Raw genomic sequence first — 25,957 nt, 5'->3', positions numbered from 1 at the left:
CTATTGGTCTCAGCTCCGTTTGAGGAAGATGCTGACGTCGTCGTTGTTGATGAGGTCCGGCGCCGTCCAGCCGTCGAGGTCGTATTCGGCCATGCAGGTTTCGGCGAAGCCGGTCATCATGTCGGTGGTTCCTTGCGCTTGGGCAGCGAAGAGGATTTCGGCCTTGACGTTCTCGTGGTTGCCGGAGTAGTTCCGTTCGTAGAGTTCGTGACGGCCGCCGAATTCGGTGCCGATCGCGTCCCAGAGCAGTTTCATGAGCTTGACCCGGTCCACGGCCGTGATGCCGTCGGAGCCGCGGACGTACTTGTCCAGGTAGGGGCGAATCTCGGGGGTCTTGAAGTCCAGGGCGGAAGAGTTGAGGTAGATCAGCCCGGACGCGACGTCCTGCTCGATGATTTCCTTGATCCGGGGGTAGCCGGTGGCCATGAACATGCGGTACGCGAGCCCGTAGTCGAGTTTGGGCAGCACGGTCCCGTCCGGTCCCTCATCGGGGTTCAGGGCCATCGCGTCGGCGAGGGCGTAGAACATGTTCCGCCACCCAAGGACCTCGCCGGCCCGGGCCTGGACACCCCGGAAGTCCTTGGTCCCGGCGATCTCCAGCGCTTTCAGCAGCAGCCCGGCGATGAAGTCGAGCTTCACGGCCAGACGGATGCAGCCCTGGAACGTGAACCGGTTGATGAAGCCGGTTTGCGGGAAGAAGTTGTTGATCTTCTCCACGTCCCCGTATGCGAAGACGTTCTCCCAGGGGATGAGGACCTTGTCGAAGACGAACACCGAGTCGTTCTCGTCCAGGCGGCTCGAGAGGGGGTAGTCGAATGGGGTGCCCATGACTGCGGCTTGGTGGGAGTAGGAGGCCCTGGAGATCAGCTTAACGCCGGGAGCGTCCATCGGGACGGTGCAGATCAGCGCGAACTCCTTCTTTTTGATCGGCAGCCCGTAGTGGGCGATGAAGTTGTACTGGGTGATGGCCGAACCCGTCGCGACGACCTTCGCCCCGGAGACGACGAGCCCGGCGTCGGTTTCCTTCTCGACCTTCATGAAAACGTCCCCGACCTGGTCCGGGGGCAGATGGCGGTCCACTGGGGGGTTGATGATCGCGTGGTTCCAGTACAGGACCTTCTCCTGGGATTCCTTGTACCAGCGGTTCGCGTTGTCCTGGAACGGTTCGTAGAAGTCGGGCATCCCGCCCAGGGTCCCAAGGAACGCTCCCTTGTAGTCCGGGGAGCGTCCCATCCACCCGTAGGACATCCGCGCCCACGTCTCGATCGCCGTGCGGGACTGCTTGAGGTCTTCCACGGACCGGGCGGCCTTGAAGAAGGGATGGGTCAGTCCGCCGGACCCGGTGTCCGTGGGCACCAGGAGCTTGCCCGATACAGCCGGATCGTGGAATCCGTCGTACAGCCGCGCGGCCATCCGGATCGAGTTCCGGAATGCCGGGTGCGTGGTGACATCCTTGACCCGCTCCCCGTAGATCCAGACCTCGCGATCATCACGCAACGACTCGATGTACTCGTCGCCGGTTTGCGGCAACAACGGGTTCGCCGGCTTCGTCCGCTCCGACATATCCGGCACCGACGTGCCCTGTGTGGAAGCGCTGGACGGGGTTTCGAGAGTTTCGGTCATGACGAGGTCCTTTCATTCGTCCGCAGGCAACGTCGCCGTGCGGCACGCGGGTTCTGTGATGATTCGGGCTACGGATCGTTTATCTGGCGGGATGAAGGTGGGTTGGGAATGTGACCGGGCTAGACCGAGGCCAGTGGCCGCAGTGACGCGGCGCCGGCGATCCACCCCGCCGCATAGCCGTCGCCACACTGCTCCCAAGGGGCTCCGCCGACGAGTCCGCCCAGGTGGTGGAACTTGCCGCCGAAGAACAGCAGCGGTTCCTCCGGGCTGATATCGAGGGCCACAACTTCGCCGACGACGATCAGGTGGTCGCCGCCGTCGTACACCGCCCAGGGGCGGCACTCGAGGGTCGCGGCATTGCCCGCGAGGACAGGAACACCGGTTGCGCTGTTCCCCCAACCAGGTCCGTTGCGCATCGGCTTGCCGGCAAAGTGGAGGCAGGTGTCCAGTTGGGTTTGGGCCATCACATTGATTGCGAATGGGCGGTCCTCAACCAGCGTCGAGACCTTGGAACTGCGCATCAGCGTGACCTGCGCCAAGGGCGGATCCAAGGAAACAGATGTGAATGCGCTGACCGTTGCGCCGTGGTCGGCGCCGTCGTCGGACGTCGTGGTCACAACGGTGACACCCGTACCGAAACGGCCAAACGCATGACGCAAATCCCGGGGATCAATCGCTGTTGATGCGGACATCGGATGCTCCTGTGGGTGATGGACTACTTGACCCCTCCAGCGTGTCCCGAATCACAGGGTATGCGGCGTCGCCGGTCGGATCCTGTCCGGTGCGTGCTCGAACATGTCTGGCTAGTGCAAAAAGTCAGACGCGCTCAGGTGCCGCCTCACAATACCGGCCTTCCTCACCGGTGCCCCGAGTTCAACCCCTTGGCTCCGCGGTGTCGGGAGGGGCCGAGGATTTTCGGTCCGCTGAGGGCGTCGTCTCAAAGCGGGACTTGTAGGCACGTGAGAAGTAGGCCTGCGATGCGAAGCCGCTTCGTGCGGCTACCGCGGCAACCGGCGTCCTAACTTCCAGAGGATCCGTCAGTAGTTGCCGAGCTCGATCGAGTCGTCGTTCCAAAATGTAGGAACTGGGCGGCGACCCAACGTCGGCGAACAGCCTGGCCAGATGTCGTTCGCTAATGCCGACGGTCGACGCGACTTTGGCCACGCTCAGGTCGACGTCACCGAGGTGGTCGTCGATGTAGGAACGAGCGGCAGTCAGGTGCCCGACCCCGGTTCCACAGCGGTCTCCCGCCAGCATGACCGACAGCAACTCAATAGCTGTGAACTCAGTCTCCCCGGCGTCCCCCGGAGCCGCGAGCGCTTCGGACACCAGCTTCGCCAGGGCGAACGCCCTACGATTAGCCGGTTGTTCCTCACGGAAATCGAAGACAATCGGCTTGTTCAGGGGCCGTCCGCCGGTGATCTCCAGGTAGTCCTCGCGCGGAATGGTCAGCACCATTTCGCGCAGCCCCTTGCTGAACCCACGCAGGAACGGCCTGTCGACGTCGTAGATCACGGCTTGCCCCGGGCGCAGGACCTCGAACCCTTCCTTGTGATAGAAAAACGCCTCGCCCTCGAGCGCGAAGAATACCGCGACGGCATTCATCGGGTGCTTGCGGATGAACGCCTCATTGCGTTCGACAACCTGGTTGCTGCCCTTGACGGAGGCAAGCTTGAGGGAGGGGAAGTGGAGATTGATCTCGGCGGCGCGCAGCGGCTGATCATCCATGGTGTGGATGTCGAGAGCGATGAGCGCCTTGGCGTTGTGGTGCTCCCACAGCTGAACCCGGTTGACCGGCTGGATGCCATCTGTCGAGAATCGTAGGGACGTGACGCTGCGTGGCTGCTCGGGAATCATGAGACCTAGAGTGTAACGACCGTCACGTTCGCTGACGAGTCCATGCAGTCATTATGTCGGGCGGCGATGGCGTCAGGGCAACCCGGCTTCTGCGATTACACATTCCACCGAGGCACGGGCGCCACTGGCGGACTGCTCCGAGACGAGCATCCCGGAGTCGTCCAGGATGCGGCATCTAACCTCGCCGGTCACGCCCGGATCGTTGTACGCATACATGACTCCAAAGAGTTGGCTGGCCTCGACATCAGTCGAAAATCGACCGGTGACGCTCTCCGTCTGTACGTTCTGAATGTCGTTGGTTATGTAGCTCACGACGTAGGACTCGCCGGACGCCTCGAACGTGTAGGACTCGGACTCGCCGGCCACCGAAGTCACGGAATTGACGAGGAAAACGGCAAGGACAGTCTGCACGATCGCCGCCATCAAACCGAGCGCGCCGGTGACAATTCCGACAATCGCGAAGACCTTATTGGGACGCCTTTTCAACAGAGCCACGCTGCCGAGAACAATCGCCACGGGGCCCAGCACGAAGGATAGGAATCCAACGGCCGGAATCACACCGAAGAAGACGGCGACAATCCCGACCACCAGAGCCGCCACGGTGAGACCCGAAGCCTTTTCGGGCTCGTTAGACCCGTAGGTCTGGGGTTCGGACTGGCCATACCTCGGCGCTGGTCCCGGCGACGGTGACGGTGACGGTGACGGTGACGGTGACGGTGACGGTGACGGTGACGGTGGAGTGTACGGATTGGACATGAGTCCCCCTGGAATCTGTGTGTGATACGGAAATAAAAAGTACTGCCGAGTGGCGAGGGCTTGCGACGCTTCACGTCGACGTCGATGGGCCAGTTGGGCACCGGTTGGTACTTACGCGACCTGCCGGAATGCATCTATCGCCGAGGCGACATGCGCCGTCACCCGTCCGCGCAGCCCGGACTCGTCGAGCTGATCCCACCAAATGTTCAGCACTCGGATCCCCTCTTCGGCGAGCGCGGCTTCACGCTTCCGCTCTTGGATGAGCTTCTGGTTCGTGGGCGATTCCATGTAGTACTTGCCGTTCCCATGGATTTCGATGGCCAAACGGAACTCTGGCCATGCGAAGTCCGGGCGGAACCGGCCTCGGCGCGTCTGAACCTCCCACTGGAGAACAGGCGGTGGCATCCCCCATTGGTGCAAGAGGACCCGCAACCTGCCTTCCGCCACGGACTCCGATCGGCCATCGGCGAACTCCAAGGCCGCTCGTGCCCGGCGGACGCCTCGAGCTTTCGGGCGGGCGTCCAATATTTCCGCGACCTTCGAGCGTTGCAGTCCTCCGCGGAGCGCCGAGTCGGCGAGAATCACAGCTGATAGGAACGGCATCGTCATCAAACAGTCGCTAACCGTCCGTTCGATCCCCGTGACGCTTAGTCCCTGTGTACGTCCAACATGGACGCCCGTCAGCATCGAATTATGCGAGACAACGCGCTGTCCGAAGACGCGTGAGCCGGCGCTGGCCCGCTGTACGACGTGCAGGTTTCGGTCAACGCCCCACACATCGAGCCCCCAAAGCCGCGCTGCCGAAGCGAAACCGAACACGGTCTCCCCGCGTGCGCTTCTGGCTTGGGCGTGAAGGCTCACCACGTCCTTCTCCCATGGGGCGAGACGTGCGACGTCGGCTCCGGGCAAGTAAACACCGTGCCTCACGCGAACCAGTTCTCCCCTGGCCAAGGACTTTCTCAGCTCGGCCGCCCCGATGTCCCGCCGCTTGAGATCGGACAAACCTTCAAGGTGGGACACCGCCGTATCCACGGCGCTGGCCCCGCCCTGAGGGTTCTCCCACGCGTCCGCGCCGGGTCCAGTTTGTCGGTTGGTTACGTCCTTCATGGTGCGAGCCTGCCACCTACAGCTTCCCGGCCAGGGCGGCAATCGCAATCTGTGGATAAGCCAGCAGGGCGCAGGAAAAACCAGTCAGAGGACAGGGCAGCCGGCGGACGGGCCGCCACCGGCAGAGACAGAGCAGCATCGGCGGGGACACCCCGGCAACCAGACCCTCCGGAATTGTCGAGACCCCCTGCAATTTCGGGCGTCCATGGCGATTTTGGGTGGTCTCGACGGGATCGCGGGAGCACGGGGCGGGGACGGGGCGGAGCGGGGGACGGACAGACGCGGCGGTCCGGTTGGTGGGCGGCCGACCCCCAGACGGGGCCAGCCGCTCCGGTTAGTCGTCCAAGTGCGTCGGAGCGAACATCCGCAGCAGGGTCTCGACCACCACGACATTTGGCCCGTCCGCGGCAAAGGACTCCTCCAACGCCGCGCGCACGCCCTCGGGCCCAACTCGCCGGGCGGGCACCCCGAACGACTCGGCCAACGCCACGAAGTCCGGCCTAACCAGCTCGGTGGCGGTCGCCTTGCCGAAAGCGCCGACCATGTATTCGCGCAGGATGCCGTAGCCGCCGTCGTCGACGATCAGCCAGGTGACCGGCGCGTTGTGCTGCTTGGCCGTCGCCAGCTCGGCGATCGAGTACATCGCCGAACCGTCGCCGGACACCGCCAGCACCCGCCCCTCGAGCCCGGACTTGCCTGCCACGGACAACCCGATCGCCCCGCCGATCGCGGAGGGGAAGCCATAGCCCAAACCACCGGCGCCCTGCGCGGAGTGGAACTCGCCGGACTTCGCGTCCCAGCAGCTCCATCCCCAATAGGCGGAGATCGTCATGTCCCAGAACGTCTGCATCGCATCCGGCACGGCGGCGCGGATGTCCGCCATGAACGTCCGTTCCTTCCCGAGATCCTGCGCGTCGAGCCGTGCCATGACCTTCGCGAGGGTCGCCGCCACCAGGACCTCCGGCATCTGGCCGTCCCAGTCGGGAGCGGAAGGAAGCTGCGGAGCGGAGGCATTCTCGACGGCCCCGCCACCAACCCGCCCGAGCGCCTCGTCGAGGTACTCCAGCGCGGCCCGGGCGTCGGCCCGGATGCCCAGCGCCGGGCGGTTGGACTCCAACACGCGCGGTTCGGCGTCAATCTGGATCAGGTGCCCGCGCGGTTCCAGCGTGAAGTAGTTGGACGTGACCTCGCCCAGCGACGAGCCGACCACGATCAGCACGTCAGCCTCCTCGAGCACCTCGGTGACGTGGCGGTCCTCGACCCACGACTGCAGGCTCAGCGGATGCTCCCACGGGAACGCGCCGTTGCCGCCGGGCGAACACACCACCGGGGCGCGCAGCTTCTCTGCCACGCTCAGCAGCGCGTCCTTGCCGCCGGCCCGCCGGACTCCCCCTCCGGCGACGATCGCGGGTCGCTTCGCACCGGCGAGCCACCGGACGGCCTCGTCGATCAGCTCCACCCGCGGCGGGTGCTCGTACGCCTCGGCCAAAGCGTCGGCCACGGGAGGCACGAACACCTCTGCGAGGAGCACGTCCTGCGGCACTTCGATCCACACCGGCCCCTGCGGGACGGTGATCGCGTCGGCCCAAGCGTCCTGGATGGCGGACGGGATGCCGGACGCGTGGTGCACGGTGCGCTGGCTCTTGGTGACGTTGGCGGCGGACGCCTTCTGGTCGTCCAGCTGGTGGAGCATGCCCTTGCGCCGCGCGCCTAGCCCGTCCAACGGGATCTGGCTCGCCACGACCACCATCGGCACGCCGGTCGCGTAGGCCTCCTGGAGTCCCGCCAACGCCGTCAGCGCGCCGGGTCCGGTGGAGAGGAACAGCACACCGACCTCGCCGGTGGCCCGGGAGTAGCCGTCGGCGGCGAACGCGGAGTTGTTCTCCACGCGCGAGGAAACGAAGTGCAGGCCGGAGCGCGAGAGCGCGTCGAACAACCCGAGCGCGTGCTGCCCCGGGATGCCGAACACGGTGCGCGCGCCCAGGGCCTCCAGCGTCTCGATGACGAGGTCCCCGCCGTTGCGGTTCTCCTTCGAAGCGGACGACGCCGGTGTCCCGACCTGCGTGCCGGTGGTCTGGTTCGTCGCCATCAGGCGTCCTTCCGATCCGTGGTGCGCTTGTCCGCCATCAGGGTAACGAGGTCGTAGGCCACGTGCGAGGCCGCGACGCCGGTGATCTCGGCGTGGTCGTAGGCGGGGGCCACCTCGACGACGTCGGCGCCGACCAGGTTCATGCCGCGCATCCCGCGCAGGATCTCCAGCAGCTCGCGGCTCGTGATGCCGCCGGCCTCCGGGGTTCCCGTTCCCGGCGCGTGGGCCGGATCCAGCACGTCGATGTCCACCGAGATGTACAGCGGGCGGTTGCCGATGCGGTCCCGCAGTTTCGCGACGACCTCGGCCACCCCCTGGTGGTAGACGTCGGAACTGGTGACGATCCCGAAGCCGAAGCGCCGGTCGTCGTCCAGGTCCTTCTTGCCGTAGAGCGGTCCGCGGGTGCCGACGTGGGAGATGGCCTCCGTGTCCAGGATGCCCTCCTCCACAGCGCGCCGGAACGGTGTCCCGTGCGTGTATTCCGCGCCGAAGTAGGTGTCCCAGGTGTCCAGGTGCGCGTCGAAGTGGAGCATCGCGACCGGCTCCCCCGCACGCTCGGCTGCTGCCCGCAGCAGCGGAAGGGCGATCGTGTGGTCCCCGCCGATCGTGAGCAGGGATGCGCCGTCGGCCGTCAGGTTCAGGGCGTTGTCCTGGATGGTTTCGATCGCCTCGTTGATGTTGAACGGGTTCACGGCCATGTCGCCGGCGTCGGCCACCTGGACGTTCTCGAACGGGCTGACGTCCAGCGCGGGGTTGTAGGGACGCAGCAGCCGCGAGGACTCGCGCACGTGGTTGGCGCCGAAGCGCGCGCCCGGACGGTAGGAGACACCGGCATCGAACGGCACGCCTACCACCTTGATGCCCGCCGCCCCGACCTGGTCCAGCCGCGGCAGGCGCGCATACGTCGCGGCCCCGGCGAAGCGCGGTATGCGGGAGGAGTCGATGGGTCCGATGTTCCCGTTCGCCTCGACGCGGATCTCTTGCATGGTTCTCCTCGCATGGCGCCGCGGGCGCCGTGTCGGTGTGAAGCCGGAGGACGACGGCGATGCCGCCATGCGCCCCTTCGACAGTTTGGTTTGTTGCCCAGAGGGCAACAAGCGTTTCCACCCATGCTATTTGTGTCGCACGCCACGGTCAAGGCGCGGGCATAGCATAGGTTGGACGCGTGAGCTACGACGCCGACGAAACCACCACGGAATACGCCGCCCGCCGGATTTCCGTCCGCACCCCCGCCCCCCTCTGGGAGCTCCGGCGTCGTCTAGAGGATCTGGTTCCCGCAGTGAATGCCGCGGGGCTGACCTCCAAGGCCTCCTCGGGCAGGGCCGACTGGGACACGATCCGGCGCGAGGCCGAGGCCTCCGCCCACTATGGACTGTGCCGCTACGCCACCGAGGACCCGGGTCCGCTGATGCGGCTGGCGGGGAGCTCGACCGAGAGCGTCGCGTACCTGCTCGGCAGCCCCGGCATCCACGCTCGACTGTTCCGGCTCGATCCGTCCACGATGGCCGGCTTCCCGCTGCGGCTCGAAATGCACGCGGCGCGGCACGGCGGGACGGTGGTGACCGTGGAGCAGCCCGGCGCCCGCCTCGCGGCGTTCGGCATCAACAAGCTCACGCAGGCCGGATTCGAACTGGACCGGATCCTCGGGGACGTCCTGGAGGCCATGGACTTGCCGCGCCCGTCCGCGCTCCGGCGGTAGGCGGAGAACCGGCGGCAGCCAACCCGTTCGCGGCCGTCAGCGTGAGGCGGCGGGAACCAGCGTCCAGATGACCACCGATTCCTCGTCCGTGGGGTTGACCCACGAATGCGGTTCGCGCCCCGGGAAGGTGACCGTGTCGCCGGCCTCCAGCTCGAAGCGCTCGTTGGAGAAGATGATGACGAACCGGCCCGAGACCACGTGCAGGACCTCGGCCTCGCAGTCGACGGAATACAGTTCCGTCTCGCCCGTGCCGCGGGGCTCGATCACGGCGCGGATCATCTGCAGCCGGCGCTCGGAGCGGGCGGTGAGCAACCGCTCCCCGATCCCGTGGCCGCCCAGGGAAACCCGCGGCGCGTCGGCGAGCCGGACCACGTGGGTCTCCGGCTGCGCGAACAGGTCCCCCACGGACACGGACAGGACTTGGCACAGCGTCACCAGCGACGCCACCGACGGCGACGTCAGATCCCGCTCGACCCGGGACAGGAACCCCTTGGTCAGCCCCGTCGACGCGGCAACCTGCTCGATTGTCAGCCGCTGCGCCTGGCGTGCCGCGCGGATGCGGGAGCCGATGGCAACGGGCTCGTTGCTGGGCTCGACGGGCAGGGCCTTCATGGGCGGATTCTCCGGATCTGAGGGTCAAACGACAGTGGCAACCAGCTTAGGTCAATTGACGCGTTAGCTGGATCACACTAGCCTAGCGGGCAACACCTGTTTACCGTAGTGCAATTCCTGAGGGACGCCCCATGGAATTCGTCAACGCGTCCACTACGGCCTCGCCGCGTCCGCGGTGGTCCACGTCGTCGCCAGCCTCCTGACGCCCGCCACCCGGCCCGAAGTCTCCCGGGCCTGGGCGTTCCGCGTCTCCGGAAGCGCCTGGAGCGGGCGGTCCGTCGCGGCGGAGGGCGACGCCCGGTAGGGCACCGTCGCGGCAGCGGGACGGACGGCGGCCCGCGCGCGTCAGCGCGTGGGCTGCGGCCCGCGCCCGCGGGTATACTCGGAGGCTGAAGGGGAGTAGTTCCGAACCCGCCCAAGGACCCGGCATCGGGCACGACGGCGGCGGCGGACATGTCGACATACTGGCCACCGTGCGTGACCCGGCAGTCCACCCGGACCCAGCGTCCGGGCGAGCGAGACCTTCGGCCCGCCGGCGGCGGTCCGAGGCTCGTCGTATCCCCGAACGGCCCCGGTCCGCGCCTCCCGAGAAGCTTTCGGGACCACGCTCCGACCCGAGGACCCCATGAGCACCGACCAAGACAGCCCGGTCGAGAACCCCGACGCCCGCCGCACCCCCACATACCGCGACATCCGCAGGTGGCGGCGGTACCTGGCCGACGAACGCGCCGAGGGCGCCGTCTACCGCGAGCTGGCCGCCAACCGCGAGGGCGAGGAACGCCAGATCCTGCTGGGCCTCGCCGAGGCCGAACGCCGCCACGAACTCCACTGGCGCACACTGCTCGGCGAGGACGCCGACAAGCGGGTCCGTCCCTCGCTGCGCCGAACGGTGCTGCGTTTCCTGGCCCGCCACTTCGGCTCCGTGTTCGTGCTTGCCCTGGCCCAACGCGCCGAGGGCAACTCCCCCTACGCGGGGGACCAGGACGCCACCCGGCAGATGGCCGCCGACGAACTGGTCCACGAGGAGGTCGTCCGCGGGTTGGCGACGCGAGGCCGCAACCGGCTCTCCGGGAACTTCCGGGCCGCCGTCTTCGGCGCCAACGACGGTTTGGTGTCCAACCTGGCTCTGGTGATGGGCATCGGCGCCGCCGGCGTCTCCAACGCCCTGGTGCTCTTCTCCGGAATCGCCGGTCTGCTCGCCGGAGCCCTGTCCATGGCCGCCGGCGAATACGTGTCCGTGCGGTCGCAACGCGAACTGCTTTCGGCGTCGCAGCCGACGCAGGTCACGCTGTCCGCCGCGCCGCATCTGGACCTCAACGCCAACGAACTCGTGCTGGTCTACAAGGCCCGCGGGATGAGCGCGGAGGACGCCGAACACCGGGCGGCGGAGCGCATGGGTTACTTCGCCTGCGACTGCAACGCGTCGCTGTCGCTGCACCCGGAACTCGAGGAGGAAGCCTCGCAGGAGCACGAGGCGGTCGGCTCGGCGCTCGGCGCCTCCGCGGCCAGTTTCTGTTTCTTCGCCTCCGGCGCGCTCATCCCGATCCTGCCGTACCTCCTGGGGCTGACCGGGACCGCGGCCGTCGCGGCCGCCGTCGTGCTGGTGGGACTGGCACTGCTGCTGACCGGCGGCGTCGTCGGGCTGCTCTCCGGCGCTTCGCCGGCGAAGCGCGGGCTGCGCCAGCTGGCGATCGGACTGGGCGCCGCGGCGGTCACCTACGCGCTGGGGCTGGCCTTCGGCACCACGATCGCGTAGTCGCGGTCAGTCGCGGTCCGCTTCGGCGTGCGGTTCCCCGTCGGGTTCGCCGTCCTGCTCGAAGTGCCCGGCGAGCCGCTCCAGGGTGCGTTCCATGTTGCCCGGGGTGGTGCGCGTGAAGCCCAGCAGCGTCAGCGCCCACTTGTGCTTGAGGCGGCTGGCGTCCCAGGTCTCGCGGACCAGCGTCCCGCCGTCGGCCGGTTCCAGCTCGTAGCGCCACCGGTGGCCGCTGAAGTGGCGCCAGGCGATGTGCCGGCCCTCTTCGAACTCCACCACCGTGTTGCTGATGCGGTACGGGAGCCCGAGGCGCATGTCCATGCCGAACTCCGCGCCCGGTCCCAACCGCGCGGGCCCGCCCTTCCGTGGGGCCCGCACCGTCCCCGATCCGTCGATCACCGGGTGCATCGCGGGGTCCGCGAGCAGGTCGAACACGTCGGAGGGGGACGCCGGAACGAACCGCTGGCGCGACTGGAGAAAGGGTGAGGGATCCATGGCCCCAGTGTAGGGCGCGGTCCCGGCAGACGGCTGCGAGGACCTAGCCGAGGCGCGCGAGCAGCTCCACGGCCTCGGCCCCTGTCTCGACGAGGTGGACCGATCCGGCCATGTCCCGCTCGGCGGCCAGCGCGCTAAGCAACTGCCACACGGGCAGCTTCACGGTCCAGTGCTCGACGCCGACCAGCACCATCGGCCGGATGGTCTCCGGCGTGCCGTAGTAGTTTTCGCAGGCGTCCTGGAAGACCTCCTGGACGGTGCCGGCCGCGCCGGGCAGGAACACGATCCCGCCGTCGCACTTGGCCAGCAGGACGGCCTCGCGGACCGCGTTGGCGAAGTACTTGGCGATGTGCGTCGCGAACAGGTTCGGCGGCTCGTGCCCGTAGAACCACGTCGGGATGCCCAGGCTCGCGGTGCCCTTCGGGTGGCGGCGGAGCACGTCGTCCGCCGCGCGCGCCCACGCCGTCACGGACGGCCGGTACGACGGCGCCGCGGCCAGGGTGCCCAGCGCGTCGTCGAGTTCCGCGCCGGTGGCGGACGAAAGGTACGCGCCGAGGTTGGCGGCCTCCATGGCGCCGGGCCCGCCGCCGGTGGCGACCGTGTATCCCGCCCGCGCCAACCCCCGGCCCAGCAGCACGGCCTGGCGGTAGCCCGCGGACCCGCGGGCGGCGCGGTGGCCTCCCATCACCCCGACGAGTCGGCGCCCCGCCAGCGGTCCGGCGAGCGCCGTGTCCAGGGCCGCGCCGATTGCGTGGTCGTGGAGCGTCGCGGCCAATTCGGGGGCGGCCGGAGCCGGTCCGCCCGCGGTGGCGACGGTCCGCTGGTGCCCCCAGGCGTAGATGCGCGCATCCGGCGTCGACTCGTATTCGGCCCCGCCGATCCCCCCGTACAGCTCCGCGGCCGTGTAGAGCCGGCCGCGGTACGAATCGAAGGGGACCCCCGGGAGGGCGGGGAACACCAGCGCGCCGCGCGCCCGCAGGTGCTCCTCGAACCCGGGCGGCAGCTCGCACCCCAGGAAGACGGCCCCGGAGGGATCGAGTGCTCCGAGCGAATCCGTCCGCTCCCGGAGGTCGAGCGACTGCAGGTGCCAGCCGTGCATGCTGGCGCCGCCCCCGGCGCGTCCCCTGCGCAGGCTCGCCCCGGCCCTGGCATCGAACGCGTCGAGCGAGGCGATGTCCAGCTGGCGGGGAACGGGATGCAGTGTCCGCAGGTGGTTCATGGGCACACCCTACCGGCGGGCGGCGGGGCGGACGGGCGGTCAGAGCCGAAGCGCCAGCGGCGCGACCTCCACGGGCCGGCCGGACGCCAGCGATTCCTGCGCCGCGTCCGCGACCGCCGAGGCCGCGACGGCGTCCTCGGGGGTGCACGGGTTCTCCCGCTCACCCAGGACCACTTCGACGAACGCCGCCATTTCCGCGCGGTAGGCGGGCGCGAAGCGTTCCGCGAAGGTGCGGTGCGCGGTCCCGGCCGGGAACACGACGTCGTTCTCGGCCGAGCGCAGCGCGGCCCTTTCGTCGAGGCCCACCATGACCGTGTCCTTGGAACCCTGGATCTCCAGGCGGACGTCGTGACCGGCGCCGTTGTAGCGGGTGGCGCTCGCGGTGGCGACGGTCCCGTCCGCGAACGTCAACACGGCCAGGGCCGTGTCCACGTCGCCGACCGCCCCGATGGCCGGGTCGCCGTTGTTCGATCCGCGCGCGTAGACCTCCACGATCTCCCGGCCCGTGAGCCAGCGCAGGATGTCGAAGTCGTGCACCGCGCAGTCCCGAAACAGCCCGCCGGAGGAGGCGAGGAACTCCACGGACGGCGGAAACATGTCCCCCGTGACCGCGCGCATCGAGTGGATCCACCCGAGTTCACCGGTCTCGTAACGACGCTTCGCCTCCAGGTAGCCGGGGTCGAAGCGCCGCTGGTGGCCGATCTGCACCGTCCCGCCCGCCGCGCGGATCTCGTCCAGCAGCGGCAACGACGCCGCCACACTCCCGGCGACGGGCTTCTCGCAGAAAACGGGAACGCCGGCGGACAGTCCCGTCCGGATCAGCTCCGGGTGGGTCTGCGTCCCGGTGGCGACCACGAGCCCGTCGATCCCGTCCGCGAGCAGATCCGGAACCGAGGCCGCGTGGCCGACGCCCAGCCGTTCCGATTCGGTCCGGGCGTGCCCTTCGTTGGCGTCGCTGAGCACCAGCCGCAGGTCGATGCCGCGCGCGGAGAATTCGTCCCGCAGGCCTACGATGTTCTCCGCGTGCATGGCGCCGATCCGGCCGACGCCCGCCAGTCCCAAGGTCAGGGTCTTCATGGTCACCTCAGGCACGGTTGCGCTCGGAGGCGGGCGCGTGGCGGACCGTTTCGTCGGCCTCCGCCTGGACCTCGGCGGCGATTTCGGAGTGTCCGCCCAGCTGCTCGAGTTCGTGGGCCAGTTCCGCCAGTTCGGCGCCGCCGGCCATCTGCGCCGTGAGCTCCTCGAGCGTGATGTCCTTCTTGTCGTAGTAGCCGATCGACCGGCCGCGCTTGAGCAGCAGGAAACGGTCCCCCACCGGGAACGCGTGGTGGGGGTTGTGGGTGATGAAGATGACGCCCAGGCCGCGGTCGCGGGCCTGCAGGATGTAGCGCAGGACCACGCCCGACTGCTTGACGCCCAGCGCGGCCGTCGGCTCGTCGAGGATGAGGACCTTCGCGCCGAAGTGGACTGCCCGGGCGATCGCCACACACTGGCGCTCGCCGCCGGAGAGCTGCCCGATAGGCTGCTCGACGTCGCGGAGGTCGATCCCCATGGCGGCCAGCTCCGCCTTGGTGGTGCGCTTCATGGATTCCACGTCCAGACGCTTGAACGGTCCCGTGCCGGTGGTCAGTTCGGACCCCAGGAAGAAGTTGCGCCAGATCGGCATCAGCGGGACGACGGCGAGGTCCTGGTACACGGCCGCGATGCCGGAGTCGAGGGCCTCGCGCGGGGACGAGAGCTTGCGCTCCTCGCCCAGGATGTTCATGACCCCGTCGTCGTGCTGGTGCAGGCCCGCGATGATCTTGATCAGCGTGGACTTGCCGGCGCCGTTGTCCCCCAGGACGCAGGTGACGCGGCCGGCGTCGACCGCCATGGTGACGTCGCGCAGGGCGATGATGTTGCCGTAGCGCTTGCCGACGGCCTTCAGCTCAAGCATGTGGACGGGGGTGTGGGTCAAGGGGTCGGTCTCGTTGCGGAGCAGTTCGTCCTGCTCGATCCGTTCCCTGCGCGTGGTCTCGTTCATCGGGGTGCCTCCGGGGTTCTGGCTGCTGGTCATTTCGATTCCGCCCGCTTCTTCACCGCGATGTTCACGATCGTGGCCAACAGCAGCATCAGGCCCAGGAAGAACTTGAACCAGTCCGGGTTCCACTCGGCGTACACGATGCCCTTGTTGGCCATGCCGAAGATGAAGGCGCCGATCGCGCCGCCGACGGCGGATCCGTAGCCTCCGGTGAGCAGGCAGCCGCCGATCACCGCGGCGATGATGTAGAGGAACTCGTTGCCGATGCCCTCGCCGGACTGGACGGTGTCGAACGCGAACAGGTTGTGCATGCCCAGGATCCAGCCGCACAGTCCCACGCCCATGAACAGGCCGATCTTGGTGCGGACCACCGGGACGCCGACGGCGCGTGCGGCGTTGTCGTCGCCGCCGACGGCGAAGATCCAGTTGCCGACCTTGGTGCGCAGCAGGATCCAGGACGCGACGGCGACCAGCGCGATCCAGATGAAGACCGTGATCTTCACGTCGACCCCGAGGATGTCCACGGAGGAGGCGAAGACGGCGCGCGCGGAGGAGAAGCCGTCCATCTGGGCGATGGACGGGGTGGAGACCGAGCCGCCGATCAGGCGGGTGAGGCCCAGGTTCAGGCCGGTGAGCATCAGGAAGGTGGCCAGCGTGACGATGAACGACGGCAGCCTGGTCTTGATGAGGATCCACCCGTTGATGAATCCGACGGACAGCGACACCAGGAGCGCGACGCCGACGCCTACCCACACGTTGGTGCTGAAGTACCAGGAGAACAGCGAGGCGCCCAGCGCCGAGGAGATGACCGCGACGCCCGTGGAGAGGTCGAACTCCCCGCCGATCATCAGCAGCGAAACCCCCACCGCCATGATGCCGATGGTCGACGCCCCGTATAGCACCGTCGCGAACGATGAGGGCTGGAGGAAGACGGGGGCCACGACCGCGAAGAACGCGAACAGCGCCACGGCACCGACCAGCGCCCCGATCTCCGGCCTCCCGAGGAGCTTGGCCAGGGTGCTCTTGGTGGCAACCCTGTCGTCGGCCGCCGGCTTGGCGGCGGTCAGTGTGTCAGTCATCTCAAGCGTCGCTTTCTGTGGGCCGGGGCGGCGGCGGTGCCGCCGCCCCGGGCTGGTTGGTGGGTTAGCGGAGTCCGTCGGCGGCGAACTCCAGGACGTCCGCGGCGTTCTCCGAGTCGATGATCGTCGGGCCGGTCAGCACGGGCTGGCCGCCGCCGAGCTGGAAGCCGCCGCGGTGGTTCTGCCAGATGGCATCGATCGCGCCGTAGCCCTGCAGCCAGGGCTGCTGGTCGACCGTGAAGATCACTTCGCCGTCGACGATCTTCTGCGCCAGCTCCGGGTTCATGTCGAAGGAGGCGACCTTGACGTCGCTGCCGGCGGTCTCGGCAGACTGCAGGATGGTCAGCGTGACGGGGGCTCCGAGGCCGATGATGCTGTCCGCGTTCGCGGACGACTGCAGCTTGGCCGTGACCGTCGACTGGACCTGGGTCATGTCGGTGCCCTGCACGTAGAGGATCTCGGTTGCGGGAACCTTGGCTTTCACGCCGGCGCAGCGGTTTTCCAGTCCCACGTGGCCCTGGGCCTGGATGACGCAGATCGGATGTTCGAGCCCCTCCTCGACGAGGCGCTCGCCGACGGCTTCGCCTGCCAGCTTCTCGTCCGAGCCGAAGTGCGTGAACGCGCCGAGATCCTTGAAGCGGTCCTCGCCGGCGTTGAGGCTGACGATCGGGATGCCGGCGTCGGTTGCCTTTTTCAGCGCGGACGCCATCGCGTCCGGCTTGGCGAGCGTGACGGCGATGCCGTCGACGCCCTGGTCCACGGCCTGCTCGATCAGCTGCGCCTGGCGGCCTCCGTCCTCGTCGTTGAGGTACTGCAGGGAGACGTTGTCCTTGGCCGCGGCCTCCTCCGCACCCTTGCGGAGGATGTCCCAGAACGTGTCGCCCGCCGGGGCGTGCGTGATGAGCGCGATCTTGAGCTCGGGCGTGGATACCGCCGCTCCACCGCCGGCGGCCGCCTCGGGCTCCGGGGCGCGGCCTCCCTCGCTGGAGCAGGCCGCCAGGCCCATCAGCGGAACGAGTGCTGCTGCTGCGGCGACCTTGCGCCAGGAAAGTTTCGACGACACGGGAATCTCCTTCGATTTCACGGCCGGACCGCACCTCGCGGTCCCGGTGGATCGGGCGGCGTCCGTGGACGCTTCCCGCTCCTTCCCTTGAATCATGGTGACCTCCGTCACGTAAGTCAAGAGTATGTCAGGACATATTTACAACAGCTCTTAATCGGGACTACGCTGGAATGGCCGATGGGGAGAAGTCTTGACGTCATGGCGTAGCTTTGTCTTAACAAATTGACATCCTGAGGTTCCGTGGAGGAGAGCAGATGAGCACCGCCCTGAACATCCCGATCGACCGGACGTCCCCGGTCCCCCTGTACCACCAGATCGTGCAGGGCATCGAGGCCGCAATCCACGACGGGACGCTGGAGAACGGCAGCCGCCTGGCCAACGAGATCGACCTGGCGCAGCAGCTGAACCTTTCCCGTCCCACCATGCGCAAGGCCATGGACGAGCTCGTTCGCTCCGGACTCCTGGTCCGCAAGCGCGGCGTCGGCACCCAGGTCGTGGCCAGCCAGGTCCGCCGCCATTTGGAGCTGACCAGCCTCAACGACGACCTGGAGCGTGCCGGCAAGACCCCGACCACCGAGGTCCTGACGTTCGCGCACATGACGGCGGACGACCGCACGCGGGAACTCCTCCAGCTCCCCGAGGGCGCCATGGTCTACCATTTCACCCGGCTCCGCCGCGTGGACGGAAACCCGCTGGCGTTGATGGAGAACTGGGTCCGCGACGACATCGTCGACATGGACGAGGAACGCCTCGGCCGCGAGGGCCTTTACCTGATCCTGCGCCAGGCCGGGGTCAACTTCCGCCTGGCCAACCAGCGCATCGGCGCCGTCACGGCCAACGAGCGGCAGGCGCCGCTGCTCGCCGTGGAACCCGGGGACGCCCTCGTCACCATGGAGCGAACCGCGATGGACGACGCCGGACGGCCGGTGGAGACCGGATCGCACGTCTACCGCGCGGATTCCTACAGCTTCGAAATGACCCTGGTGCAGCGCTGAACCGCTCGCCCCGAACCACCGAAAGGCCAGCCATGACCGATTGGGTATACCCCGCAGGCAGCGCATCCGAGGGCCCCTGGTCCATCTCGCTCGGTGCGCACGACAGCTCCGCCCGCGTGCCGGGATGGGAACACACCGGTCTCAAGGTCGCCGAGCTGGCGCCCGGCGCCACGGTCGAGCTCCCCGCCTCCAACGAGGAGCGCATCGTGGTGCCGCTCTCCGGCGCCTTCACGGCAACGGCCGACGGCGTCGCCCACCAACTGGCGGGACGAGCCTCCGTCTTCGACGGCCCCTCCGATGTCCTCTACACCGGAACCGGTGCGGACCTGACCATCACGTCCGCGGCGGGCGGCCGGGTGGCCATCGCCCTGGCCCCGGCGAAACAGTCGTATCCGGCACGCCTGGTGACCGCCGCCCAGACGCCGGTCGAACTGCGCGGTGCGGGAAACTGCTCGCGCCAGGTGCACAACTTCGGAACGCCCGCCGCCCTCGAGGCGGACCGCTTCATCGTCTGCGAGGTCATCACCCCGTCCGGGAACTGGTCCTCCTATCCCCCGCACAAGCACGACGAGGAGAAGGACGGGGAAACCAACCTGGAGGAGATCTACTACTTCGAGACGCGGACCGCCCCGGACTCCGCGGCACCGTCCCCCGGCGACCCCCTGGGCTACGCCCGCGTCTATGCCTCCGACGAACGGCCGATCGACGTCACGGCGGAGGTCCGGACCGGCGACGTCGTCCTGGTTCCCTACGGCTGGCACGGCCCCGCCATGGCCGCCCCGGGCTACGACCTCTACTACCTGAACGTCATGGCCGGCCCCGGCCGCGTCCGGGAGTGGCTCATCAGCGACGACCCCCACCACGGTTGGGTCCGCACCACGTGGGACGCGCACGAAATCGACCCGCGCCTGCCGTTCACCGCGGGGTAGCGGCGCCCGCGACCGCGGCCGTCGACCCGCGCCGCACAATCCGCGGCGGCACGCGCGGCGGATCCGCGGGCGCCCCGCCGTCCAGCAGCGCCAACAGCGCCGCACCGACGTCGGACCCGACGGCGACGCCGCGGTAGTCCACGCTGGTCAGGTCCAGCAGCCGCGACTTGGCCAGCGGCGAATCGTCGTAACCCATCAGGGACACGTCCTCCGGCACGCGCAGGCCGGCCTCGCGCAGGGCGCCGGCCGCGCCGAGCGCCATGGAGTCGTTCGCGGCGAGGATGGCCGTGACGCCCGGCATGGCGGCGAGGAGGTCTCCGGCGGCGGAGTACCCGTCCGGCTCCAGCGTGCCGCGGCCGGCCCTCACCTGGAGGGACGCCCCGGGGACGTCCGCCACGGCAGCCCGGAACCCCTCGGCGCGTTGCCGCGCCGCCTCGCCCGCGCCGGTCAGGTGGCCGATGCTGCGGTGCCCCAGACCCAGGAGGTGCTCGGCCGCCATCCGCGCGCCCAACTCGTCGTCGCCGGCCACCACCACGGAGCCCGGAGGGACGACCGCGCGGTTCCCCGCGACCACCACCGGGACTCCGATCCCGCGCGACGCCCCCGGGAGCGCCTCCGCCGCGATGACCAAGCCGTCGACCTCGAGCGAGAGGAAACCCTCCAGCGTCGCCTGTTCGTTGGGTCCGCCGGAGGCGATGTCACCGACCATGACGTGATAGCCGCGCGGCTCGACGACGGCGCGCAGGCCCTTGAGCAATTCAACGAACCAGAGGTTGGTGTAGTCGTCGACGAGGACGCCGATGGTGTGGCTCCGGCTGGCTGCCAGGGTGGTCGCCGCCCGACTGGGCCGGTATCCGAGAGCCGCGATGGCGCGCTCCACGGCGACACGCTTCGCCGCCGAGACCCTGGGCGAACCCTGGAGCACCAGCGACACCAGCGACTTGGACACGCCGGCCTCATGCGCGACGTCGTAGATCGTGGGGCGCTTACCCGTCATCGTTTGCCTCTCTGGCCGCGCCGTCCGGTCGGTCCGGGTGCCGCTATCCAACATTACTGCCCGTGGTATTGACAGGACATACTCTCAAATGGACACTTAAATGGAGCGCTCCAAAAATGGCCCCGCTCACATCCCCCGCATCGACGACGAAGTAGGAAACCTATGCCCAACGGACTTGGAGTGGCAGTCATCGGCGCCGGCATGGCCGGACGCGCCCACGCAGCCGCTTACCACACAGCATCGACCCTCTACGACCCCACGCTTCCGGCGATCCGGCTGGTGTCCATCGCCGACATCAACGAGGATTTCGGCACGCTCGCCGCCCGCCGCTTCGACTACGAGCGCTACGACCGCACCTGGCAGGACATTGCCGCCGCCGACGACATCGACGTCGTCAGCGTGGTCGTGGCCAACCACCTGCACCGCGAGATTGTCGAAGGCCTGCTGGCCGCGGGCAAGCACGTCTTGTGCGAGAAGCCACTCAGCGACTCCCTCGCCGAGGCGCGCGAAATGTCCCGCATCGCCGCGGAGGCCGGCCCGCTGGCCCGCATCGGGTTCACCTTCCGCCGCACGCCCGGCATCGCGTACATCCGTGAACTGATCCAGTCCGGGACGCTGGGCAAGGTCCTGCACTTCAGCGGCCGCTACTGGACCGACTACGCCTCCAACCCCGCGGCACCCATGAGCTGGCGCTTCAAGGGCGCCCCCGGATCCGGGGCGCTTGCCGACGTGGGCAGCCACCTGACGTACGTGGCCGAGTTCCTGTGTGGCGACATTGTTTCGGTGGCCGGCGGCCGTTTGGCCACCGCCATCACCGAACGTCCGCTTCCCCTGGGCGCGGTCATGGGCCACGACCACGCCCCGGTCAGCGACCGTTTCGAACCGGTCGAGAACGACGACTACGCCGCATTCAACGCGCAGTTCGCGGTGGGGTCCGGCTCCTTCGAGGTCTCCCGGGTCGCCGCGGGACACCCGAACACCTTGACCTTCGAAGTGTTCTGCGAGAACGGCGCCGCCGTCTTCGACCAACGGCGCCCGTCGGAGATTCAGCTCTTCGTCAACGACGGCCCCGCAAAGACGAACGGCTACCGCCAAGTGCTGCTCGGACCGGAACACCCCTACATCGCCGGAGGCTTGGCCATGGACGCCCCGGGCGTCGGGTTCGGACAAAACGACGCCTTTGGATACCAGGCCCGGGCGTTCCTCGAGGAGGTCGCCGGCCTCGACGAGCCCTCGTCCCTCCCCCGTTGCGCCACGTTCGACGAGGGTCTGCACAACATGGAACTGCTCGAAGCCGTCGCGCAGTCCGCCCAAGCATCCGGAAAGCAGGTGACGCTGTGAAGTTCGGCGTATACACGGCCATCCTCCATGACCGCCCCCTCCCCGAGGCACTCGATGTCATCAAGGGCCTCGGCCTCGGGGCCGCGGAGATCAACGCCGGCGGCTTCCTGCCTCCGGTCCACATTCCGGTCGACGACATTCTGGCCAGCCAGTCCGCCCGGGACGACTACCTGGGGATCTTCGCCGAAAAGGGCGTGGAACTCGCGGGACTGAATGCCAACGGCAACCCCTTGCACCCGAACCCGGACATCGGCCCGAAGCACGCCGAGGACCTGCGCCGGGCGATCCGGGTGGCCGGCGCACTGGGCCAGACCCGCGTCGTGACCATGTCCGGCCTGCCGGGCGGCGAGCCGGGCTCCACGGTCCCGAACTGGATCGTCAACCCGTGGAGCTCGGGCTCGCTGGACGTCCTGGACTACCAGTGGGACCGGGTCGCCGTTCCCTTCTGGAAGGAGATCGACGCCCTCGCCGCCGACAACGGCGTGAAGGTCGCAATCGAGATGCACCCGCAGAACCTGGTGTTCAACCCGCCGACGCTCAAGCGGCTCGTGGAACGCGCCGGGACGACGAACGTCGGCGCGGAGATGGACCCCTCCCACCTGTTCTGGCAGCACATGGATCCGGTGGCCGCCGTCGAGTACCTCGGCGATCTGGTGGTGCACGCCGCCGCCAAGGACGTGCGGATCAACCCCGAGGCGACCGTCTACGGCGTCCTCGACGACCGCTTCCGCCGCCTGCGCGAGGACGAGGAGCGCACCGGGCTCGGCGGCCACGAGTACGTCAACGAGTGGCCTCAGGACTCCGCCTGGGACTTCGTCGCCCTGGGCCGCGGCCACGACGTCGACTTCTGGTCCCGGTTCATCGACGCCCTGCGCCGTGTCGATCCGGACATGGCCGTGAACATCGAGCACGAAGACACGTCGCTGGGCCGCATCGAGGGTCTCGAGGTGGCCGCCGGCGTACTCCTCGAGGCCGCCGGCGCCGTAGGAGCCCGCTGACCGAAGGGCGTTCGCCCCGTACAACGAGCACCGCGCCGCTGAGCGGACGGGCACGTTGTACGGGGTGATCACGGCGTCGGGCTTCCCCGCCATCGAGTAAACGGCTGCCAGCAGCGGGTCCTCTCCCAGTGTTCCGGCCATGAGTTCCCGCGCCGAGGCGTCCAGTCCGTCCGTGCCGGGCAGGTAGCGGACGTCCCGGCGCGGATCAGCGTGCGCATGGCCGCGGAACCCCGTTTCCCGCTCTTCCTCGCCCCGGAAGGAGTCGTGCAATTCGAACCGGGCACGGAAGGTGGCCGGCCGTCGTTCGGCGGACTCCCGGACGTCCGTGGAGGACGCGGTCAACCGTCGCGTCGCTGACACGCGCCTGCCGGGCGATGTCCCGGACAAGGAATCGGTGCGTCACCGGACGGGTTCTCCTGAGGGGGTCTTGCCGTAAGGACACCAACATGACCGCCGCACCCATGCGCCACGGCGGCGGCCATTTCGCCGCCCCCCGGGGCGAACGACCGCGGCTGGGGCGCGCTCGACAAGCTCGCCGTGGCCGAGCCGGACGTCTTCGCCGAGTCCTACGCCTCAACGTCGTCAACCCGGGTTGCACCGCGCAGCGCGTTCGCCGCGACTACCACCTGGGCTTCATGGACGGGGACCCTCTACCTGTCTCATTCGCGGAAGTACGCCCCGGGCTACGTCGCCTTCCACCGCTCCGAGTTCACCGAGTACTTCAAGCGCAACCACGTCCAACTTCCCCTGGAGGCCAACCTGCTCCAGGTCTCCGGCGCGTTCGGCCGGACGAGCGCCGGCTACGCAACGTCGTGGCGGCGGCCGCGGAAGGGTATCCCTTTCCCCGCAATCTCGATCGCGACCGGCCCGTCGGCGGCCTCGCGCCGCATTCCGAGGCGGAACTGTTGTGGCAGCACCTGGACGCCGGATCGGACGTGGACGAACTCCGGGCCGCCCTCTCGGCCCACACCGCGCGCCGGACGGCCGCGCCCGGGGCGGCCTTCTCCCGTTGCAGCGGCCCAGGGCGCCGCCGCGGTCGCCGTCACCGGCCGAAACGCCGGGCGCGGCCGGGCCGTCGAGGAGGAGCTCTCCAAAGCGGGTACCCCTGCGCGGTTCCTGGAGATCGATCTGGCCACCGTTGCGGGGCGCGGACGAGCGTCACCGGCGCCGTCGCGGCGTTCGGCCGGGTGGACGTCGTCGTCAACGCCGCCGGCACCACGACCCGCGGCACCCTGCTGGACACCTCCGAGGACCTGTTCGATTCGCACATCGCGATCAACCTGCGGGCGCCGTTCTTCGCGATGCAGGAGGCCGTGGCGCACCTGCGCGGCCGCGACGCCGCGGGCTCGATCCTGAACATCGTCACGATGTCCCAGCATGGCGGGCAGCCGTACCTGGCCCCGTACGTGGCCTCCAAGGGGGGTCTGGCCGGGCTGATCAGGAACGCCGCATTCGCCCACCGCTGGGACCGGATCCGTATCAACGGCCTGAACATCGGATGGACGGACACGGAAGGCGAGGACGACATCCAGCGGCGGTTCCACGGCGCCGGCGACGACTGGCGCCGGAAAGCCAACGCCTCCCAGCCCATGGGCCGACTCGGGCAGGTGGATGAAAGAGCGGACTTCGCCGCGTGTCTGGTCTCGGATCGCTCCGGCGTGGTCACGGGCTCGGTCCTCGACTGGGACCAGACGGTACCGGGCGCCCACGAGTAAACCGGAACGGCGCGGCGAGACGGGGCGAACCGATTGGTTCGCCCCGTCTCGGGTCGTGCGACCGGGTGCTACTCAGTCGGCCAGGGTCGCCTTGACGGTGTAGATCGCACCGGTGGAGACATCCTCCTCGAGTGCCTCGAGGGTGCGGCCGCGGGTCTCGGGGACCTGGGTGGCCACGAAGATCAGTGCCAGCACCCCCACACCGGCGAACAGGAAGAACGAACCGGTGATCCCGATGCCGGAGATCAACGACGGAAAGTACAGTGCCAGGAAACCGTTGGTGATCCACACGAAGAAGACGGCGATGCCGATGCCGAGTCCACGCATGTGCAGCGGGAAGATCTCGGCCAGCCACACCCAGACGGCGATATTCAGGAAGGTCTGCATCGACAGCACGAACGCGACCACCAGGACCAGGATGACGATCGGACGTGCCGGGTTGCCCTCGGGCAGCAGCATGCCGGCGACCGCGACCAGCAGGTGGCAGGTCGTGGTCAGCGACAGGCCGATCATGAAGGTCTTGCGGCGATCCATGCGGTCCATGTTGTACAGCGCGATGATGCCACCGATCACGGCGACCACGCCGAAGGAGATGTTCGCGAGCACCGCCTGCTCGGACGTCATGCCCGATTCCTCCAGCACGCGCGTGCCGTAGTACATGATCGAGTTGATGCCCGTCAGTTGCTGGGCCATGCCCACGCCGATGGCGATCAGGATGGTGCGCCGCAGCCACTTGTTCGACATGACGGCCTTGAGCCCCACCTGCCGGTTCCTCTTCTCCAGCTGGGCGATCAGCTCGACCTCGTGCACCTCCGCCAGTGCCCGTTCGGGGGAACGTACCGTCTTCAGCACGCGGAGGGCCTCGGCGTAACGACGCTTCTCGACGTACCAGCGCGGCGATTCGGGCATCCGCAGCATGCCGAAGAACAATGCGACGGCGGGAAGCGCGCAGACGGCGAACATGATCCGCCAGATTCCGTCCACTGTGCCGCCCAGCGTGGTGCTGATGATCGCGTTGATCACGAATGCGGACAGCTGGCCGACGACGATCGCCAGCTCGTTGCGCCCGGTGATCGAACCGCGGATCTCATAGGGCGCAAGCTCGGCCAGATAGACCGGGACAACCGTGGAGGCGCCGCCGACGGCCAAGCCCAGCATGATCCGGCCGGCAATCAGGACGGCGAACCCGCCGGGAGAGAAGACGCCGGGTTCCGGTCCGGCCGGAGAGAAGACCACGAGCAGGGTCCCGACGAAGAACAGCACGGCAAGCATGATGATGGTCTTGCGGCGTCCCCAGCCGTCGGCGAGCCGGCCGCATCCCAGGGCGCCGGCGGCGGCGGCGAAGACCAGCGAACTGATGACCAGGCCGATCTGGAACAGGCTCAGGCCCAACTCCTCGGCCATCGGCCCCTCGGCGCCGTTGGCCACGCCGGTGTCGTATCCGAAGAGGAGACCGCCGAAACAGGCGATGATCGAAATCAGTCCGAGTCGCTTGCGGTGCGGCCCCGGTGTCAGGGGTGGTAAGTGTGCCTCCGCCAAGGACTGCTGATTATCGGACATGGGAACTCCTTTGTCTTGGCCCGCTCGATGCGCGTGGGATCCTGCGGAAC

23 protein-coding genes are annotated in these 25,957 nt (G+C 68.3%); 7 read left to right on the top strand and 16 right to left on the bottom strand.

The genetic code is table 11. From position 1 onward, the window contains the following. Window positions 1–9 precede the first annotated feature (9 nt). The 7 genes from AC0QSG_RS15960 to speB all read right to left on the bottom strand — a co-directional run bounded on the left by AC0QSG_RS15960 (window position 10) and on the right by speB (window position 8,418). Complete coding sequence (locus AC0QSG_RS15960; RefSeq protein ID WP_475376113.1) at window positions 10–1,623, bottom strand: 4-hydroxyphenylacetate 3-hydroxylase family protein; 1,614 nt, start codon at window positions 1,621–1,623, stop codon at window positions 10–12. 119 nt (window positions 1,624–1,742) lie between these two features. Next, window positions 1,743–2,315: a flavin reductase family protein gene (locus AC0QSG_RS15955; protein ID WP_435727039.1), complete on the bottom strand. Its 573-nt coding sequence runs from the start codon at window positions 2,313–2,315 to the stop codon at window positions 1,743–1,745. A gap of 181 nt (window positions 2,316–2,496) precedes the next feature. Beyond that, complete coding sequence (locus tag AC0QSG_RS15950) at window positions 2,497–3,480, bottom strand: helix-turn-helix transcriptional regulator (protein ID WP_475376112.1); 984 nt, start codon at window positions 3,478–3,480, stop codon at window positions 2,497–2,499. A gap of 72 nt (window positions 3,481–3,552) precedes the next feature. After that, window positions 3,553–4,080, bottom strand: coding sequence for a DUF4190 domain-containing protein (locus tag AC0QSG_RS15945; protein ID WP_475376111.1), 528 nt, complete (start codon window positions 4,078–4,080; stop codon window positions 3,553–3,555). Window positions 4,081–4,347: 267 nt separating this feature from the next. Continuing rightward, a complete protein-coding gene (locus AC0QSG_RS15940) occupies window positions 4,348–5,343 on the bottom strand; it encodes a hypothetical protein (protein ID WP_475376110.1) in 996 nt (331 codons plus the stop codon). 334 nt (window positions 5,344–5,677) lie between these two features. Further along, complete coding sequence (locus AC0QSG_RS15935) at window positions 5,678–7,432, bottom strand: thiamine pyrophosphate-binding protein (RefSeq protein WP_475376109.1); 1,755 nt, start codon at window positions 7,430–7,432, stop codon at window positions 5,678–5,680. After that, window positions 7,432–8,418, bottom strand: a complete 987-nt coding sequence (speB, locus tag AC0QSG_RS15930; RefSeq protein WP_475376108.1) for an agmatinase — start codon at window positions 8,416–8,418, stop codon at window positions 7,432–7,434. The genes AC0QSG_RS15935 and speB overlap by 1 nt, the downstream gene beginning before the upstream one ends. A gap of 179 nt (window positions 8,419–8,597) precedes the next feature. On the opposite strand from speB, the gene AC0QSG_RS15925 reads away from it, so the two are divergent. Then, window positions 8,598–9,131 carry a hypothetical protein gene (locus AC0QSG_RS15925; RefSeq protein WP_475376107.1) on the top strand — a complete coding sequence of 178 codons (534 nt, stop codon included), beginning with the start codon at window positions 8,598–8,600 and terminating at the stop codon, window positions 9,129–9,131. 36 nt (window positions 9,132–9,167) lie between these two features. Here the strand turns inward: AC0QSG_RS15925 and AC0QSG_RS15920 are convergent, their stop codons facing one another. Next, a complete protein-coding gene (locus AC0QSG_RS15920; RefSeq protein WP_435727046.1) occupies window positions 9,168–9,743 on the bottom strand; it encodes a cupin domain-containing protein in 576 nt (191 codons plus the stop codon). 625 nt (window positions 9,744–10,368) lie between these two features. Between AC0QSG_RS15920 and AC0QSG_RS15915 the strand changes: the two genes are divergently transcribed. Further along, window positions 10,369–11,499 carry a VIT1/CCC1 transporter family protein gene (locus tag AC0QSG_RS15915; protein ID WP_475376106.1) on the top strand — a complete coding sequence of 377 codons (1,131 nt, stop codon included), beginning with the start codon at window positions 10,369–10,371 and terminating at the stop codon, window positions 11,497–11,499. 6 nt (window positions 11,500–11,505) lie between these two features. Here AC0QSG_RS15915 and AC0QSG_RS15910 read toward each other — a convergent pair whose 3' ends face one another. The 6 genes from AC0QSG_RS15910 to AC0QSG_RS15885 form a co-directional block, all read right to left on the bottom strand. After that, window positions 11,506–11,991 carry an SRPBCC family protein gene (locus AC0QSG_RS15910; RefSeq protein ID WP_435727048.1) on the bottom strand — a complete coding sequence of 162 codons (486 nt, stop codon included), beginning with the start codon at window positions 11,989–11,991 and terminating at the stop codon, window positions 11,506–11,508. A 43-nt stretch (window positions 11,992–12,034) separates the two neighbouring features. Further along, window positions 12,035–13,210: an LOG family protein gene (locus tag AC0QSG_RS15905; protein WP_475376105.1), complete on the bottom strand. Its 1,176-nt coding sequence runs from the start codon at window positions 13,208–13,210 to the stop codon at window positions 12,035–12,037. A 39-nt stretch (window positions 13,211–13,249) separates the two neighbouring features. Then, window positions 13,250–14,287, bottom strand: coding sequence for a Gfo/Idh/MocA family oxidoreductase (locus AC0QSG_RS15900; protein WP_475377336.1), 1,038 nt, complete (start codon window positions 14,285–14,287; stop codon window positions 13,250–13,252). Between the two features lie 7 nt (window positions 14,288–14,294). Continuing rightward, window positions 14,295–15,233: an ATP-binding cassette domain-containing protein gene (locus AC0QSG_RS15895; protein ID WP_475377335.1), complete on the bottom strand. Its 939-nt coding sequence runs from the start codon at window positions 15,231–15,233 to the stop codon at window positions 14,295–14,297. 29 nt (window positions 15,234–15,262) lie between these two features. Then, complete coding sequence (locus tag AC0QSG_RS15890) at window positions 15,263–16,309, bottom strand: ABC transporter permease (RefSeq protein ID WP_475376104.1); 1,047 nt, start codon at window positions 16,307–16,309, stop codon at window positions 15,263–15,265. A gap of 64 nt (window positions 16,310–16,373) precedes the next feature. Beyond that, window positions 16,374–17,315 carry a substrate-binding domain-containing protein gene (locus AC0QSG_RS15885; RefSeq protein WP_475377334.1) on the bottom strand — a complete coding sequence of 314 codons (942 nt, stop codon included), beginning with the start codon at window positions 17,313–17,315 and terminating at the stop codon, window positions 16,374–16,376. A gap of 311 nt (window positions 17,316–17,626) precedes the next feature. Between AC0QSG_RS15885 and AC0QSG_RS15880 the strand changes: the two genes are divergently transcribed. Continuing rightward, window positions 17,627–18,367 (top strand): GntR family transcriptional regulator, encoded by a 741-nt coding sequence (locus tag AC0QSG_RS15880; RefSeq protein WP_475376103.1) that lies wholly within the window; start codon window positions 17,627–17,629, stop codon window positions 18,365–18,367. A gap of 32 nt (window positions 18,368–18,399) precedes the next feature. Then, window positions 18,400–19,296, top strand: a complete 897-nt coding sequence (gene iolB / locus AC0QSG_RS15875) for a 5-deoxy-glucuronate isomerase (protein ID WP_475376102.1) — start codon at window positions 18,400–18,402, stop codon at window positions 19,294–19,296. Here the strand turns inward: iolB and AC0QSG_RS15870 are convergent. Next, on the bottom strand, window positions 19,283–20,293 hold the full coding sequence (locus tag AC0QSG_RS15870) for a LacI family DNA-binding transcriptional regulator (protein ID WP_475376101.1): 1,011 nt from the start codon (window positions 20,291–20,293) through the stop codon (window positions 19,283–19,285). The two genes, iolB and AC0QSG_RS15870, sit on opposite strands and share 14 nt — an antisense overlap. A gap of 162 nt (window positions 20,294–20,455) precedes the next feature. Here AC0QSG_RS15870 and AC0QSG_RS15865 point away from each other — a divergent pair, with 162 nt between their 5' ends. From AC0QSG_RS15865 to AC0QSG_RS15855, 3 genes are all read left to right on the top strand, one after another. Continuing rightward, window positions 20,456–21,634 carry a Gfo/Idh/MocA family protein gene (locus AC0QSG_RS15865; protein WP_475376100.1) on the top strand — a complete coding sequence of 393 codons (1,179 nt, stop codon included), beginning with the start codon at window positions 20,456–20,458 and terminating at the stop codon, window positions 21,632–21,634. Next, window positions 21,631–22,632 carry a sugar phosphate isomerase/epimerase family protein gene (locus AC0QSG_RS15860; RefSeq protein ID WP_475376099.1) on the top strand — a complete coding sequence of 334 codons (1,002 nt, stop codon included), beginning with the start codon at window positions 21,631–21,633 and terminating at the stop codon, window positions 22,630–22,632. The genes AC0QSG_RS15865 and AC0QSG_RS15860 overlap by 4 nt, the downstream gene beginning before the upstream one ends. Window positions 22,633–23,819: 1,187 nt before the next feature. Next, a complete protein-coding gene (locus AC0QSG_RS15855; RefSeq protein WP_475376098.1) occupies window positions 23,820–24,347 on the top strand; it encodes an SDR family oxidoreductase in 528 nt (175 codons plus the stop codon). 72 nt (window positions 24,348–24,419) lie between these two features. Here AC0QSG_RS15855 and AC0QSG_RS15850 read toward each other — a convergent pair whose 3' ends face one another. Continuing rightward, on the bottom strand, window positions 24,420–25,907 hold the full coding sequence (locus tag AC0QSG_RS15850) for a sugar porter family MFS transporter (protein ID WP_475376097.1): 1,488 nt from the start codon (window positions 25,905–25,907) through the stop codon (window positions 24,420–24,422). Window positions 25,908–25,957: the final 50 nt, after the last annotated feature.

The sequence above is a fragment of the Arthrobacter sp. LT660 genome (assembly GCF_056172845.1).
The sequence above is the reverse complement of the archived record's forward strand: the minus strand, read 5'-3'. Positions and strand labels throughout refer to the sequence as shown.

Excerpts from the sequence above, each read along its gene's own strand:
- AC0QSG_RS15960 (WP_475376113.1), bottom strand. The coding sequence starts at position 1,623 with ATGACCGAAACTCTCGAAACCCCGTCCAGCGCTTCCACACAGGGCACG.
- AC0QSG_RS15955 (WP_435727039.1), bottom strand. The coding sequence starts at position 2,315 with ATGTCCGCATCAACAGCGATTGATCCCCGGGATTTGCGTCATGCGTTT.
- AC0QSG_RS15950 (WP_475376112.1), bottom strand. The coding sequence starts at position 3,480 with ATGATTCCCGAGCAGCCACGCAGCGTCACGTCCCTACGATTCTCGACA.
- AC0QSG_RS15940 (WP_475376110.1), bottom strand. The coding sequence starts at position 5,343 with ATGAAGGACGTAACCAACCGACAAACTGGACCCGGCGCGGACGCGTGG.
- AC0QSG_RS15935 (WP_475376109.1), bottom strand. The coding sequence starts at position 7,432 with ATGGCGACGAACCAGACCACCGGCACGCAGGTCGGGACACCGGCGTCG.
- speB (WP_475376108.1), bottom strand. The coding sequence starts at position 8,418 with ATGCAAGAGATCCGCGTCGAGGCGAACGGGAACATCGGACCCATCGAC.
- AC0QSG_RS15920 (WP_435727046.1), bottom strand. The coding sequence starts at position 9,743 with ATGAAGGCCCTGCCCGTCGAGCCCAGCAACGAGCCCGTTGCCATCGGC.
- AC0QSG_RS15915 (WP_475376106.1), top strand. The coding sequence starts at position 10,369 with ATGAGCACCGACCAAGACAGCCCGGTCGAGAACCCCGACGCCCGCCGC.
- AC0QSG_RS15910 (WP_435727048.1), bottom strand. The coding sequence starts at position 11,991 with ATGGATCCCTCACCCTTTCTCCAGTCGCGCCAGCGGTTCGTTCCGGCG.
- AC0QSG_RS15905 (WP_475376105.1), bottom strand. The coding sequence starts at position 13,210 with ATGAACCACCTGCGGACACTGCATCCCGTTCCCCGCCAGCTGGACATC.
- AC0QSG_RS15900 (WP_475377336.1), bottom strand. The coding sequence starts at position 14,287 with ATGAAGACCCTGACCTTGGGACTGGCGGGCGTCGGCCGGATCGGCGCC.
- AC0QSG_RS15895 (WP_475377335.1), bottom strand. The coding sequence starts at position 15,233 with ATGAACGAGACCACGCGCAGGGAACGGATCGAGCAGGACGAACTGCTC.
- AC0QSG_RS15890 (WP_475376104.1), bottom strand. The coding sequence starts at position 16,309 with ATGACTGACACACTGACCGCCGCCAAGCCGGCGGCCGACGACAGGGTT.
- AC0QSG_RS15885 (WP_475377334.1), bottom strand. The coding sequence starts at position 17,315 with ATGGGCCTGGCGGCCTGCTCCAGCGAGGGAGGCCGCGCCCCGGAGCCC.
- AC0QSG_RS15880 (WP_475376103.1), top strand. The coding sequence starts at position 17,627 with ATGAGCACCGCCCTGAACATCCCGATCGACCGGACGTCCCCGGTCCCC.
- iolB (WP_475376102.1), top strand. The coding sequence starts at position 18,400 with ATGACCGATTGGGTATACCCCGCAGGCAGCGCATCCGAGGGCCCCTGG.
- AC0QSG_RS15870 (WP_475376101.1), bottom strand. The coding sequence starts at position 20,293 with ATGACGGGTAAGCGCCCCACGATCTACGACGTCGCGCATGAGGCCGGC.
- AC0QSG_RS15865 (WP_475376100.1), top strand. The coding sequence starts at position 20,456 with ATGCCCAACGGACTTGGAGTGGCAGTCATCGGCGCCGGCATGGCCGGA.
- AC0QSG_RS15850 (WP_475376097.1), bottom strand. The coding sequence starts at position 25,907 with ATGTCCGATAATCAGCAGTCCTTGGCGGAGGCACACTTACCACCCCTG.